This window comes from Nonomuraea sp. NPDC046570 (assembly GCF_040645915.1).
Lineage (GTDB): Bacteria > Actinomycetota > Actinomycetes > Streptosporangiales > Streptosporangiaceae > Nonomuraea.
In genome coordinates, this window is the sequence record NZ_JBEYZF010000016.1 from 1 (window position 1) to 13,664 (window position 13,664).

Annotated in this window: 12 protein-coding genes; 4 read left to right on the top strand and 8 right to left on the bottom strand. The window is 67.1% G+C overall.

All coding sequences use genetic code 11. The features are described 5' to 3' along the window. Positions 1–83: 83 nt before the first annotated feature. A complete protein-coding gene (locus ABZ911_RS24180) occupies positions 84–350 on the bottom strand; it encodes a hypothetical protein (RefSeq protein WP_358059885.1) in 267 nt (88 codons plus the stop codon). A 41-nt stretch (positions 351–391) separates the two neighbouring features. Then, positions 392–871 carry a hypothetical protein gene (locus ABZ911_RS24185; protein ID WP_358059888.1) on the bottom strand — a complete coding sequence of 160 codons (480 nt, stop codon included), beginning with the start codon at positions 869–871 and terminating at the stop codon, positions 392–394. Between the two features lie 884 nt (positions 872–1,755). On the opposite strand from ABZ911_RS24185, the gene ABZ911_RS24190 reads away from it, so the two are divergent. Both ABZ911_RS24190 and ABZ911_RS24195 read left to right on the top strand, forming a co-directional pair. Further along, positions 1,756–2,598: a hypothetical protein gene (locus ABZ911_RS24190; RefSeq protein ID WP_358059891.1), complete on the top strand. Its 843-nt coding sequence runs from the start codon at positions 1,756–1,758 to the stop codon at positions 2,596–2,598. A 294-nt stretch (positions 2,599–2,892) separates the two neighbouring features. Continuing rightward, positions 2,893–3,435, top strand: a complete 543-nt coding sequence (locus tag ABZ911_RS24195) for an SMI1/KNR4 family protein (protein ID WP_358059894.1) — start codon at positions 2,893–2,895, stop codon at positions 3,433–3,435. Positions 3,436–3,689: 254 nt separating this feature from the next. Here ABZ911_RS24195 and ABZ911_RS24200 read toward each other — a convergent pair whose 3' ends face one another. Further along, a complete protein-coding gene (locus ABZ911_RS24200; protein WP_358059897.1) occupies positions 3,690–4,889 on the bottom strand; it encodes an SMI1/KNR4 family protein in 1,200 nt (399 codons plus the stop codon). A gap of 467 nt (positions 4,890–5,356) precedes the next feature. Next, on the bottom strand, positions 5,357–6,799 hold the full coding sequence (locus ABZ911_RS24205) for a hypothetical protein (protein ID WP_358059900.1): 1,443 nt from the start codon (positions 6,797–6,799) through the stop codon (positions 5,357–5,359). A gap of 193 nt (positions 6,800–6,992) precedes the next feature. Here ABZ911_RS24205 and ABZ911_RS24210 point away from each other — a divergent pair, with 193 nt between their 5' ends. Both ABZ911_RS24210 and ABZ911_RS24215 read left to right on the top strand, forming a co-directional pair. Continuing rightward, positions 6,993–8,252, top strand: a complete 1,260-nt coding sequence (locus tag ABZ911_RS24210; protein ID WP_358059903.1) for a carotenoid oxygenase family protein — start codon at positions 6,993–6,995, stop codon at positions 8,250–8,252. Between the two features lie 11 nt (positions 8,253–8,263). Next, the gene (locus ABZ911_RS24215; protein ID WP_358059906.1) at positions 8,264–9,154 is read left to right on the top strand and encodes a GntR family transcriptional regulator; all 891 of its coding nucleotides are present in this window, start codon (positions 8,264–8,266) and stop codon (positions 9,152–9,154) included. Positions 9,155–9,202: 48 nt separating this feature from the next. On the opposite strand, the gene ABZ911_RS24220 is transcribed toward ABZ911_RS24215, so the two are convergent. The 4 genes from ABZ911_RS24220 to ABZ911_RS24235 form a co-directional block, all read right to left on the bottom strand. After that, a complete protein-coding gene (locus ABZ911_RS24220) occupies positions 9,203–9,577 on the bottom strand; it encodes a hypothetical protein (protein WP_358059909.1) in 375 nt (124 codons plus the stop codon). 137 nt (positions 9,578–9,714) lie between these two features. Continuing rightward, positions 9,715–10,344, bottom strand: a complete 630-nt coding sequence (locus ABZ911_RS24225) for an HNH endonuclease family protein (RefSeq protein WP_358059912.1) — start codon at positions 10,342–10,344, stop codon at positions 9,715–9,717. A 582-nt stretch (positions 10,345–10,926) separates the two neighbouring features. Next, positions 10,927–11,763, bottom strand: a complete 837-nt coding sequence (locus ABZ911_RS24230; protein ID WP_358059915.1) for a hypothetical protein — start codon at positions 11,761–11,763, stop codon at positions 10,927–10,929. A 174-nt stretch (positions 11,764–11,937) separates the two neighbouring features. Continuing rightward, complete coding sequence (locus tag ABZ911_RS24235; protein WP_358059918.1) at positions 11,938–13,500, bottom strand: alpha/beta hydrolase; 1,563 nt, start codon at positions 13,498–13,500, stop codon at positions 11,938–11,940. Positions 13,501–13,664 lie beyond the last annotated feature (164 nt).

Genomic DNA, 13,664 nt, shown 5'->3' on the forward strand with positions numbered 1-13,664 from the left:
CGCCGTCATCTGGCACAACTGGAACACCGGCGCACCCGTGAAACGGTCCCTGACCGCCTACGATCACTAACCCGAATTTCACATCAGCGATCTAGGGGGTGGTTCCACCCGGCATCGTTCATGGCCCACAGGCCGGAGGCTCTGAGCGTGTCGTCCTCTCGCACCGCGGTTGCCTCGTCGAGCCAGCCCATGGCGAGCGACCGCTGATGGAACAGTTGGTAGGCGTCGTGCTCAGGATCATGCCAGGGGTGCGGGACCAGCTTGCCGTAGAGGGCAGCGAACATGGTGCCCGCGGTCCGACGGTCCGCGGGCACCATGCCCGGCTGTGCTGTGACGCCGCGCTCCGGCATGCTGGGTTCCCCCTTGTCTCACAGCTGCGACGTCCCTCACATTAGTTCACCAGGCAGTTGACGTTGGCTTGGTTCATCGGCCGCTCAGCGGTGTCGATCTCGCCGATCACGTCGACGTCCACGTGGTTACGCCACGACGTCAGCTGGGTGCCGTCGCAGTCGTGGCGTGCCACCGTACGGTTGCTGCTCCCGCCGCCGGGCTTGAGTTCCTTGACCGGCGAACACGCTTTCTGTCGCCAAGTGTTGTCCGTGTACCACTCATAGAGGCAGTTCTGCACGTTAGCACGGTCGTTGCTGCAGTTCCCCTTGTCCCACCACCCGTGACCGGACACCGCCACCCCGGTGCCGGATCGGTGCGGATTGTCCCTCCCACTGACCGGTGTGCAGCCGATCAGTGCTGTTTCCGAATCCGTTGTCGGGCCCTTGAGTGCGGGAATTACCCGGCCGGCGCACCAGGGTGTCGGAATGCCCCAGGCGCGCCAGCGATACCGGATGACCGGGATCGATGCCGCGTCCAGCAAGACGATTCCGTTGGCGGAGATCTCCCGGCCGTTGTTGAGCAGCCGGGTCCGTGTCTTCTTCCACGACAGGGTGTGTCCAGAAAACCCCGTACAGTCCCGAGACGGGCAAACACCCGCGCGAGTTGCGGCCTGGGGGCCGGTCTCGCGCGGGGAACCATGCGGGCCTGGACTAGGCACAACGTGACAGCACTACAGATCGTCGAGCGTGTTCTCATTCTGTCGGGGGCGCGCTCGACGACGCTGAGTCGCACGCTCTGTCGCCGCACGCTCCCGACGCCCCTGTTCTGCAATCTCCCGCGGACTCGGCACCCGTCGCCTCTCATGCCTGATCGCCAGTCGGATCGCCCAGTAGATGAGGAAGAACACCGCCACCGCGGGAACGACCCACGCCACTAAAACGAATAGGGCCTCAGCCATCCCAATCGCCATCTGAACCTCCGCGCAGGGGAGGACAAGCATGCCTGATCGGTCATTCAGCGTCCATTCCCAGGGCGGACCGAGCATGCTCCAAGAGAGGACGTGAGCCTTCGGCGGGGGCGATCCGGCTGCGGGATGATCGCCAAGGGAGTGCTCGTCACTGAGAGGTTGTAGATGGCCGAGGTGGGGCCTGATCATCCCGTCCAGCATCGACTGGAACGCCGCGGCGTCATGGCGCGGTGGACCCGGACACGGCTCATCACGCGGGCCGCCGCTCGCGCGCACGCCGACGACCCGCGCCGAACTCCGCGAACGGTCTCGACGTAGTACAGATTTCAAGCATCGCATGCTCGGCGCCGCCGTCCGCCACGAAGCGGAGCCCGATGGAATGCGCCCGTTACCATCTCGGTTGAGCTTCATCTTTCCGTTGAATGCATTAAAAGCTTAAGAGCAAGGACAAATGCCCCATGAGACGATGGGCTGCCCTGGCGGTCGCCGTACTGATCGCGTCCGTGCCGGTTGCCGCGAGTCCCGCCGCCGCGCAGGCAGGTGCTCCCGATCCGGCGCGCGCGCTCAAGCGGCAGTTCCGGAACGAGCATGGCGTTCGAATTTCCGAGACCAACCGCTACTTCTTCGGAAAGAAGTCGAAGGTCTCCGGGGGTGGGATCCGAATCATCGGTAACCTCCAGTTCGCCCCATCGGGTCCAGTGGCTGCGGATTTCACCTGGTGGGACCCGTCCAAGAAGTCGGGCCCGTACCGTGTGATCCGCGTCGGCAAGGACGTGTACGACGACAGTGCCATGCATCCCGGGCCGGTTCCGGAAGGCAGGAAGTGGGTCCGGTTCCCGAACAAGCACCGGGGACGCATGGGCCGGGACATGGCCCTGGATGCCAGCCTGCAGCCGATCAACGTGTACGACTCGTCGATGCTGAAGGCCGTGCTGAAGCGCTCGACGAGCAAGCCCGTCTCCGGCGGTTTCCTTTACCGGGGCACCATAAGCCACAAGGAGCTGAGCAAGGTTTCCAAGGGCGCCTTCATGAACTGGACCTCAGGTCAGCCCATCAACGGGAAGATCTCTTGGCAGCTCTGGGTCAACCGTGACGGTCTGCTCAAGCGCCTGATCACCACTGACACTGCGGGAGAGGGAAAGGATCCGCTGGTCAGGCGGAGCGACACGCGCTACACCGACTGGGGATCCCGCCTCGTCATCACCGCCCCGCCCGCCGACGAGGTCATCGATGAAGACGAGCTGTTGGAGTACATCAGCATGCAGAACCAGCCCATTCCAACAGACGCCAAGAACACTTAAGGCGCCCTGGCGGTCACCAGAACAGGCCCCGTGAGCAGCACGACCGGCTCGACCTGACGGTGCCATGGCTCGGCGCAGGCTGGCGGAGGGGTCCGGCCGGCGCAGCCCGTCCGCTCCCAAGCCAGCGAGACGAAACGCTCGACGATTGCAAACCACCGCAGCCAGTACGACAACCAGTGCGACGCGGTCGAGTTCGCCGAGGGGAGATGGTGCAGATGCGAGGCGGTCATCATCCTCCATTGCAGCAACGCAATCAGATCGGCTACCGGATGTGGAGTGGTTTAGTCTCTCAGGATGACGGACACACCTGGACATCTGGCCCTACCCATCGCCTTGGCCAAGGTGGCCAAGGTTGGCTTTGAGTGGGAGTGGGACGAAGAAACCGACGAGGCTCACGGTTGTGATTTCGAGCTATACGAACGGTTCGAGGCGCCGGAGAGGACCGCGTGGTGGTTTCGCCTGTGGACCGGCAACGAAGAGGTCGATGGCAGCGATTTCCGCTTTTTCGGCACTACCGGGGGAGGTGACTATGTCGGTTTCTGGCTTGTTCGGCCTGATATGTCAATCACCGAGCAGCCTGTCGTCTACCTCGGTTCCGAGGGTGAATGCGGCGTGATAGCTCGCGATCTCGGTGATCTGCTCCGGTTGTTTGCGGACGGTTTGGGCCCGGCAGAGGCATTCAGCGACCCAGATCGTGAGACGCAGCCAAACGAGGCATTCCAGGCGATCGCGGAGCGGTACGCGCCGGGGAGGCGTGGTTCTGCGGCGGAGATCGTGGCGGGGGCGCGAGAGGAGTTCCCGGGCTTCTCGGAGTTCATCAAAGCGATGTGCCGGTGAGTGAAGTCCGCGCCGTGGGCGCACGCAGAATGCCATGCATGTCAAGCCAGGCGATCCACGTCCGGCTGCGGCCCTGCCGAATGATGCCCCAAGGCCATGCCCGACAGCCCTCGTGCTGTAACAGCTGAGAAGTACAGCAACGCATCCACCGGCACACTCGGAGCAACCGGTAACAATCTCGCCGCCAAGTAGGCCCGGGAATCCCGAAGCTCCGGCGAGGGAGCCCACGGCCTGGGGATTATCGTTGAGCTCGATTAACTGGTGGCGATCGCGTCGAAGCGGGGCGCGTCGGTGGGGTATCCCCAGCGGCGGCACTCCCAGGCCATGCGCCGGGCGCGGAGCCGTAGCGCGGTCGGGGCGCGGTCGGCGGGAGACAGGTAGCTTTTCGATCCGAGTCCTCTCCCGAGCGGGGCGTCGGCGCGCAGGACTTCCTCGGCGGCCGAGGGGTTGCCGGTCAGCAGTCGCAGGAGGGCGCGGCGTACGTAGCCGAAGTCGTCGTCGGGGCAGTACGCGATGTGCTCCTCGGTCGCCGCACGCGCGTCGTCCAGCCGGTTCTGCGTCAGGAGCAGCTCGACTCGCAGGCGGCGCAGCCGCGCGCTGTCGAATGGCCAGCCGCACCGCGGGATCGCGTGTTCCACGATGGTCAGGGCGTCGGCGCCCCTGCCTTCCTCGCGCAAGAGCACGGCCTCCGCGAGCGCGATGCGCACCTCGTAGTCCGCCGGAGCGCCAACCGCGCGGGCTTGGGCGAGGAGGTCGCGCGCGTCGTCGTGGCGGTGTTCGTAGAGGGCGGGGTAGGCCCGCCTGAGCAGCCGTAGGACCCTTACCTGCGGCCGTTCGTCGCCACCGGCGGGCGGCTGTGGGAGGAGGCTGAGCAGCCGCCGGTCAACGCTCCAGCCGGTCTCGTCGTGCGCGGTGGCCTCGATCCGGTCACCTAGCACCTCTCGCAGCGATCCCTCGAGCCAGTCGTGGTACCACGCGCCGAACGACTCGGCCTCGGGGGCCAGCGCCTCACCGACGCACGTCCAGTCGCCCCAGACCTGGCCCGCGGCGGGGCCGTTGACGACGAGGTGAGAGCGGTAGCCGCAGCCGTGCTCGGCGACCGCCAGCAGCCCCTCGAACGCGGCTTCCATGACGTCGTCGTAGCCCTCGTCGTCCAAGTCGGGCGGCTCCCACTCCTCCATGAACGGGAACGGGTGGAACCGCGCCCAGGCGTCGTCCGGCCGCAACCCGTGAACCCCGTAGTACGGACCGGCGCCGCCGTTGCCGAGCCGTGTCAAGAACGTGCGGTAGTCGGCCGGCAAGCGCACCCCGATCCGCGCCTCAATGGCCTCCAACGCGGCCTCGTCGAGCGGCGGCATGAACCGGTAGCGGTGCTCGCGGGCGCCGAAGAGGCCAAAGTCCGTGTCGTACTCACGGAGCGCGTCGATGCCGCGCCGGATGACGTCCAGATCCACAGCGACACCCTACTTGGGGCGGCACTGGTGCAATACGCATAAAAAGGGGCTGCGGATGTGAGGATCCCCAGGTCAGCGCGATGTGCTGTGTGGCCTTGATTCTCAGGAGCTTGCTTCAAGTTCGGCGCCGGTGCCTCGATCCGCGAGCAGACGACCTCCCCGCGTGCGGCTGGCTAACCTTCCCTAGTGAGCTTCGGCAATTTGCCGTAGGGCGCGTGCCCTCTCGGCATCAACGTCGAACGCCGCGCCCCCGCCAGAGGATCCGCAGCCCTGCCCCACCGCTGGGTTGCCGAACTAACTCTCGGCTGCCTCGTGCTTCACCGCCGCCTGACCCGTGACTGCGAGACTCGGCCCGCCCACTCCGGAGCCATGATCCACATCACTGTGATCGACCTCGTGACTCACCGGCGAATCCCCCTCAACCTGGCGAGCCCCAACCAGCCAGAGCTCCTGGAATCGAACACCCACTAGGGCTCTGACGTGGGAGAAATCGGGAGGCTGCCGCTCGATGTGCGGGGTGACCGGGTGAGCCAGGTGGGGGAGGCGAGGGCCGCGACCGCAGCGCTGAGTACAGGCAGTCCGGCGATCAGAATGGCGATCGCTGTCCATGGGGTCTCGAAGGGCGGTCGTGGGGGCGGATCCCAGTCGATCGAGGTGGTCAGGGGCCATGCCAGGCACAGGCCGATGAAGCATCCGGCGGTGGCGCCGATCGCCGTACCACATGCCGCGCTGACGGCTGCTCGGCAGGCGGTGAGGAACCGCAGGGCAACGGCTGAGCCGCCGCTGATCCGTAGCAGGATGCGCTTCGAGCCCGCCGCGCGGGTTGCGGCCAGTGCGCCGGCGAGGGCGATGAGAATCATTACCGCAACGACGTACCGCCATTCGGTCGCTGCCTGATATCCACGCTCAACGTAGGTGACGGCGGTTCCGCTCAGTCGGCGGTCGAGGCGCTCCTGCTCGGTTGCCGAGACACGATAGTGCGAAGGGTCGATGATGAGCCGCTCGGGCTGCGGTCTGAATCCAAGGCTTATCGCTGCCTCGCGGGGAATGAAGAGTCTGCCGAAACGAGGATCAGGGGATCTGATAGTGATCACCGGGATGTTCTCACCTGAGGGGGAGTCGTCTGTCCCGGCGGAGGTGTACTCAATCCGTACAGAGGCAACTTCCTCCTCGTCTGTCGAAACCAGCACGGCTGTGCCCTTGTCATAAGGCGTCGACGGCTTCCCGGTGAGGTAGCGCAGCAGTGCCTGGTCACCGATGTATGGCTCAGTCCAGATGATGTCGGGGCTCGACACGGCGAGGTGGCCTGGCCCGGTGTCAGAACCGGCCTCTGTAATGGGTACGCCGGGTAACTCGTGCTGGACGGCCGCCCTCACGGTGGCCGCCTGCTCTGCGGAGAAGACCTCCACGACGAGTGCGCCTGGTCGGGCTTCGGGGTAGTAGTTTGCCCTTCCGTGCGCCGTCACGGCAGGTGCGATGATCATCAGTGCTGTTGCGACGGCGGTTCCGACCATCGTCGTCGCCACTCCCGCGGCAGTTCGGGCGGGTATACCACCCACATGGCGGGCGGCCGGCCGGAACACTCGCGGCAGATGTACGGCGTTGCGCCCGAGCACGCCCAGCAGCCATGGGACGAAGGGGCCCAACCCGAGAATCAGCAGCGATCCGCCGTATATGCCCGCCAGGACGGTCATCACCGACCCGAAGTCGTCATAGTGCGTGTCTTCGCGCGTGGACCACGCGGTGAGTGCCACCACCGTGATGCCGACCATCGCCACGGCCGTTCCCCGGGCCATGGAATCGGCGCGGTTCTGCCGGACACGGGAGGCCGATAGCCTCGCGAAGAATATCGAGCCGCATACGAATGCTGCTGGGATGCCCAGGACTACCACTTCGAAAAGCACAATCATGAATCGTACGGAGAAATGGTACGTAGTAGTGCGCGATGTCACAGGGAATGGAACGACCTTGTGGGCAGCGCGGCACCGGCCTTCTGGGTTGCAAGGCGCGACCGCTCAGCGCGGTTCAGTCTGCACTAGTACACAGCATGGCATTTCTCCTCGCACTCGTAGGCTCAGGCGGGCTTCTGCGTACGGTGTCCACATGAGATATCTGGAAGGGCCGTTCGCGCCCGTCGCCGAAGAGGTCACCGCCTACGATCTCTCCGTTACCGGGCGGATCCCGGTCGAGCTCAATGGGCGCTACGTGCGTAACGGGCCCAACCCGCTGGGCGTGGAGGACCCCGTGGTGCACATCTGGGGTATGGGTCAGGGCATGGTGCACGGGGTGCGGCTGCGTGATGGCCGGGCCGAGTGGTACCGCAATCGCTTCGTGCGCACGCCGGGCTTCGCGCCCATGGTGCACGTGATCGAGCACGCCCAGCGTACGTTCGCCATGGCGGAGGGTGGCCTGGCGCCCGCCGAACTGGACGAGGAGCTGAACACCGTGGGCGGGTGCGAGCTGGGCGGGACCGCGGAGGGGTTCACGGCGGGGGCGCACTCCAAGCACGACCCGCTCACCGGCGAGCTGCATTCGCTGTCGTACATGCTGGGCCGCGACTTCGTCCAGTACATCGTGACCGACGTCGGGGGGAGTGTCGTTCAGACCACCGCCATCCCCATGACGCGGACGCCGTTCATGCACGACTTCGCGCTCACCGAGAACCATGTGGTGGTGTGGGACACGCCGCTGGGCCTCGACGGGTTCGACTGCCGGTGGCTGCCGGAGCATCCGACGCGGGTGGGCGTCATGCCGCGGACCGGGGGTGAGGTGCGCTGGCTGGACATCGACCCGATCCATGTCAGCCACACGCTCAACGCCTACGACGACGGCGACTCGGTCGTGGTCGACGTGGTCACAGCCGAGGGGCCGTTCGATCCCGCCGATCCCGGGGCGATCCGGCCTGTGCTGGACCGCTGGACGATCGGGCCGGACAAGATCCATCAGCGGCGTATCGACGACCGGCCGCAGGATTTCCCGCGGGTGAACGAGGCGCGTGCCACCCGCCCGTACCGATATGGCTACTCGGCCGCGACCGCCCTGTACGGGATCCCGTTCGCGCCCGAGGGCATGCCGCCGGACGACGCCTTCACCAACGCTCTGGTCAAGCATGACTTGGAGCGGGGGACGGCCGAGGTGCACGGGTTCGGCAAGGATGAGGCGGTCGGGGAGGCTGTGTTCGCCGCCGCGGGGCAAGGGGAGGATGAGGGGTACTTGCTCACCTACGTGCATAATCCTCTCCGGAACGCCAGCGACCTGGTGATTCTCTCGGCTCAGGACTTCGCCGGCGAGCCCGTCGCGCGCGTCCACCTTCCTGTCAGGGTGCCGCTCGGCCTGCACGGCAACTGGCTGCCTGACCGCTGAGGCGTGGCAGCATGGGCGTCGTGAACGATCCGCGACCGCCGTACCTTCGGATCGTCGCCGACATCGAGCGGCGCATCGCCGATGGAGAGCTGCGGCCCGGCGATCCCATCCCCACCACCAGGGCGATCGTGCGGGAGTGGGGCGTCGCGATGGCGACGGCCACCAAGGCGCTGGCCGCGCTCAAGCAGGCGGGTGCCATCGAGTCCGCGGCTCGGGTCGGCTCCGTGGTCGCTCGGCGGAGACTGCCCTCGCGTTCGGCCGGGGGTCTCGAACGCGACCGCGTCGTCCGCGTGGCCATGGAGATCGCCGACGCCGACGGCTTGGCCGCGCTGTCCATGCGGGCTGTGGCGGCCAAGCTCGGGGTCGCCACCATGGCCCTCTACCGGCACCTCGAGGCCAAGGCCGAGCTCACCCAGTTGATCGCCGACGCCGCGTTCGCCGAGATCGATTATCCGGAGCCGCCGCCGGGATGGCGTTCTCACCTGCGGGTGGCCGCGCAGCTTCAGTGGGCGGCCTACCAGCGCCATCCCTGGTTGCCGCGGCTGGTGTCCATCACGCGGCCGGTCGCGTTGCCGGGGCAGCTGGCGTACGGGCTGTGGACCCTGCGCGCGTTCGACAGCCTCGGCCTGGATTCGAGCACCCGGCTGTACGTCTACGCCACGATGGTCAACTATGTGCGGGGGACGGCGGTGAACATCGAGAGCGAGGCCGGTGCTGAGCTGGACACGGGGATGACCAGCGTGCAGTGGACCACGGCCCGGCTTCCCATCGAGGGGCCGCTGATCGCCCAGGTCGCGGAGCCGGGCACGGAGCTCGATCTGGAGTCGCTGTTCGCCTTCGGACTTGAACGCCTGCTCGACGGCGTGACCATCGTGGTCACGCCACGGGAGAATCGCCGGTGACCTTTACCGAAGTCGGCACGCCCGCCCGCCGACTCCGCCCATCCTTGGTCAGACGGTCTTGCGGGCCACGAGGCAAGCGTGCTGCCGTTCCTGTCCCTCGCCGGGCTCCTCCAGTAGTTGCGCGGTGACGGCCAGCCGGGCCTCGGCGAGCAGTTCGGCGATGCGGGCGGGCGGCAGCCGATGGACGCCGATGGACACCGGGTGCCCGTACGCGTGCTGGAGATGCCGGTACTCATCGCCGACGTGGGTCCCCAGCAGCAGGTGGCCGCCTGGTGCCAGCGTCCGGTGGAACTCGGCGAACGCCGCCAGCATGGCGCGGGTCAACGGCATGGACGCGAGCGCGTCTCCGTAGAGCTTCGCGTAGTCGACGGCGACCGTGTCATAGGACGCCCGAAGGAGGGTGAGGTAGGAAGGCTCGGTCATACGGGTCAACGTAGCCAGTTGCTCAGCACCACTCGCATTTCTCCACTCCCCGACTACCGATGGTTCCCGAACTGGCGAGACACGCACTGAAGGCTGTGGGCATCGGCCTGGCGGGTCGATGCCCACAGGGTCGTGGATCAGCAGGTCGCGAGCATGTCCTCCAGTGCTGTCTTCTCGGCGGTGTCGACGGTGAGGTCCCAGTACCACTTGACCTGGATCCATGCCCGTGCGTACGTGCAGTCGAAGGAGGGGAGCGGGGGTTGCCAGGTGGACGGGTCCTGGTCGCTCTTCGACTGGTTGACGTTGTCGGTGACCGCCCACAGTTCGGGGCCGCCGAGGTTGTTGGCGTAGGCCTGGCGTTCGGGGGTGGTCCAGGCCCAGGCGCCGGAGGTCCAGGCCTCGGCCAGGGGCACCATGTGGTCGATGTCGATGTCGGACGCGGCGGTCCAGGTGGCGCCGTCGTACGGGCTGAACCAGCTGCCGGAGACGGCGGCGCAGCTGGAGTTGGTCACCACGCCCACGCCGTCGCGCTTGAGTACGGTCTCGCGGGTGTTGCAGGTGCCGGAGATGGTGATCCAGTGGGGGAACAGGTTGCGGTCGTAGGTGGAGTGGTGGGATTCGGCGGCGACGGTGAGTTGGTCGAGGCGGGTGGCCGCGGTGGCGGGCGAGGGGATGTTGGGCGGGGTTGCCGCTGCTGTGCCGCTTGTCAGGGAGAGGGAGAGGAGGGCTGCCAGGGCAGCCGCAAGCACGGTGACGACTCGTCGCATACGAGTGGCCCCTTCTGTCCTGCCTCGGCCAGGGGGACGCTCCTGGACGTAGACGAGGCAGGGTCAGACGGACCATCCCAAACCACTTAAAAGCCGCAAATATCAGGGTTTGACAAGCAGTCAAGGCGTTATTGGGCGGATCGTGCCGCAAATGGTGCTAAAAGACCTAGCTGTACTGGAAACTCTCCTGTCGTGAGAACTCGAGGTCTTGGTTGCGGGCGCCCAAACGATCCGTGAAGATCTGTCGCCGCACTTCTGGGGCATAGCGCGCCGTCTGAAGGCTGCGGACTGTTCTTCCGTACGGCACATTCGGCGATGCGTACTATTTCTCCGTGGCTGAGGCGATCAGGATGCTCATTGTGTGCGGCTCTGTGGTATTCGCGGCGTGATCAGCCCCACGCAGCTGCCACGCTCGCGTAAGTCGGCGTCACCTGGTCTGGGGATCTACCCTGTCGCTGATCGGCATCGTGGTGATGGCGCTCACCGCGTGGTTCACGCACGAAGACCAGCACTCTCGCCCCGTATGACCGCCCGGTCGGCTGCCACCGGGTGAACCTCGGGGTCAGTGGTAGGGGCTGTCTTTCAGCTGTGAGCCAGCTCCCATACGCCGATCGGGCGGAAAGTCGGCAGCACGGCGAGCAGTTCCGCCTCCGACGCCGTGTCGCTTCCGACCTCGACCAGGGCATTGCCGTGCGTCGCGAGCACCGTCGTGCGCATGGTCTCGGTACGGATCCAGATCCCGGCCGACACTTTCCGGCACGTGGTGGGCGTGCCGTCCAGCACCGAGTCCGCGATCCGGTCCTCGCAGGCCGACTTGGGGGTCGTCCCGCGTTTCGGTTCGACGGAGATGATCAAGTCCGAGTGGTCACGCTGCCGCTCGTACGAGAGGGAGAGGGATGCGTCCTCGCCGTCGGCGCGGGTGAGACGGTACCCCGGCAGGTCGGGGGCGATGACGGGCACTCCCGCGCGGGCCATCACCTGAGTTCGCGCCGCCAGGGCGATGACGTCCTGCGTCGACCATGCGGCTATGTAGGCGGCGGCGATCACCCCGAGCGCGGACACGCGGGCCGCCCTGTGCATCGGCATGGCCAAGCCTGCCGCAAAGGCGTAACTGCACGCGCCGATAGCCATCAAGATGAGGCCGCCGCGCCACTCGCCGAATTCCATGATGGTGGAGAACGAGAGGTGGGAGTCGGCCCCGACGAAGAACGCCACGGCGCCGAACGGGCCCAGCGCCGCCACCACACCCCAATGAGGCAGCCTGCCTAAGCGACACAGCAGCATTCCCAGGGGGAAGGGCCCGAACAGCAGAGCCACCAGAGCAAGGAGGTCGTACTCCCCGCGGGAAAGGCCAAAGATGGCGGCCTCGGCGAGGCCGACCACAGCGCCCGCGATAGCTGCCCGGATCAAGGCGTTCATATCTGATCATGGTGGTTGATCGACTTCGGTTGTCAACCCGTAGCGCTCAGGCGGGACGAGGGACCTGAGCCACTACGGACCGCCCGGCTCCATGTCAACGCCTTGATCGCCGTGCCATTAGGGCGGATAAGACGTCGGAAGTGGGACGCTGAGGGCCGAGGACTTCGAGGTGTGTCAGCTCTTGTCGGTGGGCGGAGTGTTGGGGCAGGTGGTGTCGGTGGTGGGCAGGATGCCGTCGATCAGGTAGCGGTTGACCGCGTTGTCGATGCAGTTGTTCTGCGGGGCGAAGAGGCCTCCGTACACGGTGTGGCGGAAGGCGCCGCGCAAGGTGACCAGGCGGGAGCCCGTCAGGGCTCGGTGCGCGGCCTGCTGGCCCGGGTAGGTGGCCCCGGGGTCGCCGGTGGCGCCCACCATCAGGACGGGGACGTTGTTGCGGACCCGGGTGGGGGGTTCGGCGGGGGCGGTGGGCCAGAACGTACAAGGGGTGAGGTTGCGGGTCAGCGCGCCGAAAAGGGGCTCGTCGACGCGGTGGGCCTGGATGTCGCGGTAGTAGGTGTCAGGGTCGCGGGAGGCCGCCCGGTCCGCGCAGGAGAGCGCGGTCTGGACGCTGGCGGATCCGTCCGCGTCCGGGGAGGAGTGGCCGGTCAGGACTTGTTCCAGGACCGGGGTGGGGGTGACCTTGATGCCGCGGGCGGCGTCGCTGAGGACCCGGAGGTCGGCGGCGAAACTGGCGTATGCCTCCGGGCTGTCCCCGGCGGTGACGTTGAACAGGATCAGCGGCAGTACGCGGGTGTCGACCTGGTGGCGGCCGACCTGGAGCGGGCCGCGGGTGACGGCTTGGTTGACGCGGTTCACGGTGGCCAGGACCTGGGCGGTGGTGGCGCCCAGGCGGTAGCGGTCGTGGTGTCGGGCCGCCCAGGTCGCCCAGTGGTTCATGACCGCGGTCAGGGCCGGGCCCTGCGTGCTGGTGAGGTCGGGGCCGTACAGGTCGGGGTTCAGGGTGCTGTCGAGGACGACCCGGTCGGCGCGGTGGGGGAACAGTTGCAGGTAGACCGCGCCCAGGTAGGTGCCGTACGACGAGCCGAGGTAGGAGAGTTTCGGCTCGCCGAGGGCGGCCCGGATGACGTCCATGTCGCGGGCGGTGTTCCGGGTGGAGGCGTGCGGGAGCACCTCGCGGTGGACGGCGCAGCGGGAGGCCAGGTCTTTGGCCAGGGCCGCGCTCTTGTCGAAGGTGCGCCGGTCCGGTCCGGCGGAGCCGACGGCGACGCTGGGCCACTCGCAGTTCAGCGGGGTGCTGCGCCCGACGAATCGGGGGTCCATCCCGATCAGGTCGTAGCGGGACGCGACCGCGGGCTCGGCCTGCTTGACCTGGAGTGCGAGGTACATCGCGGGAACGCCGGGGCCGCCGGGGTTGTACAGCAGAGTCCCCCGCCGGCGTACCGGATCGGTGGCCTTCAGCCGGGACATCGCGACCTTGATGGTCCGACCGCTCGGACGGCTGTAGTCCAGCGGCACGGTGACCTCGGCGCACTGGGCCTTCGCCGCGTCCAGTTGTTCGCCGGTCGGGTCGTCGGGGCCGGTCTGACAGCGATGCCAAGTGATCTTCTGCTGCTCGAACCGGGCCAGCCCGCCGTCCTGGGCGGGGCCGCGGGTCATACCGGCGGCCGGCTGCGCACCGATCAGGGTGGTGCCCACAAGGGCCGCCATCGCGGCTCCGGCCATCTTTCGTCCACGCATCGGATCTCCTCTTGCACACTGTCTCGGACAGGACCGGTCGCGGCGCACCGTGACCGGGGTACGAAGCTAAGCCGCGCGGCCAGTCCGGCGCGTCCGTCCCCAGTCGGGTTTCTCGAACCCCTGAGCGACCTGCCGGATATCCGGTGCCTGACCTGCGGCTGGGC

Excerpts from the sequence above, each read along its gene's own strand:
- ABZ911_RS24180 (WP_358059885.1), bottom strand. The coding sequence starts at position 350 with ATGCCGGAGCGCGGCGTCACAGCACAGCCGGGCATGGTGCCCGCGGAC.
- ABZ911_RS24190 (WP_358059891.1), top strand. The coding sequence starts at position 1,756 with ATGAGACGATGGGCTGCCCTGGCGGTCGCCGTACTGATCGCGTCCGTG.
- ABZ911_RS24195 (WP_358059894.1), top strand. The coding sequence starts at position 2,893 with ATGACGGACACACCTGGACATCTGGCCCTACCCATCGCCTTGGCCAAG.
- ABZ911_RS24205 (WP_358059900.1), bottom strand. The coding sequence starts at position 6,799 with ATGATTGTGCTTTTCGAAGTGGTAGTCCTGGGCATCCCAGCAGCATTC.
- ABZ911_RS24210 (WP_358059903.1), top strand. The coding sequence starts at position 6,993 with ATGAGATATCTGGAAGGGCCGTTCGCGCCCGTCGCCGAAGAGGTCACC.
- ABZ911_RS24215 (WP_358059906.1), top strand. The coding sequence starts at position 8,264 with ATGGGCGTCGTGAACGATCCGCGACCGCCGTACCTTCGGATCGTCGCC.
- ABZ911_RS24220 (WP_358059909.1), bottom strand. The coding sequence starts at position 9,577 with ATGACCGAGCCTTCCTACCTCACCCTCCTTCGGGCGTCCTATGACACG.
- ABZ911_RS24225 (WP_358059912.1), bottom strand. The coding sequence starts at position 10,344 with ATGCGACGAGTCGTCACCGTGCTTGCGGCTGCCCTGGCAGCCCTCCTC.
- ABZ911_RS24230 (WP_358059915.1), bottom strand. The coding sequence starts at position 11,763 with ATGAACGCCTTGATCCGGGCAGCTATCGCGGGCGCTGTGGTCGGCCTC.
- ABZ911_RS24235 (WP_358059918.1), bottom strand. The coding sequence starts at position 13,500 with ATGCGTGGACGAAAGATGGCCGGAGCCGCGATGGCGGCCCTTGTGGGC.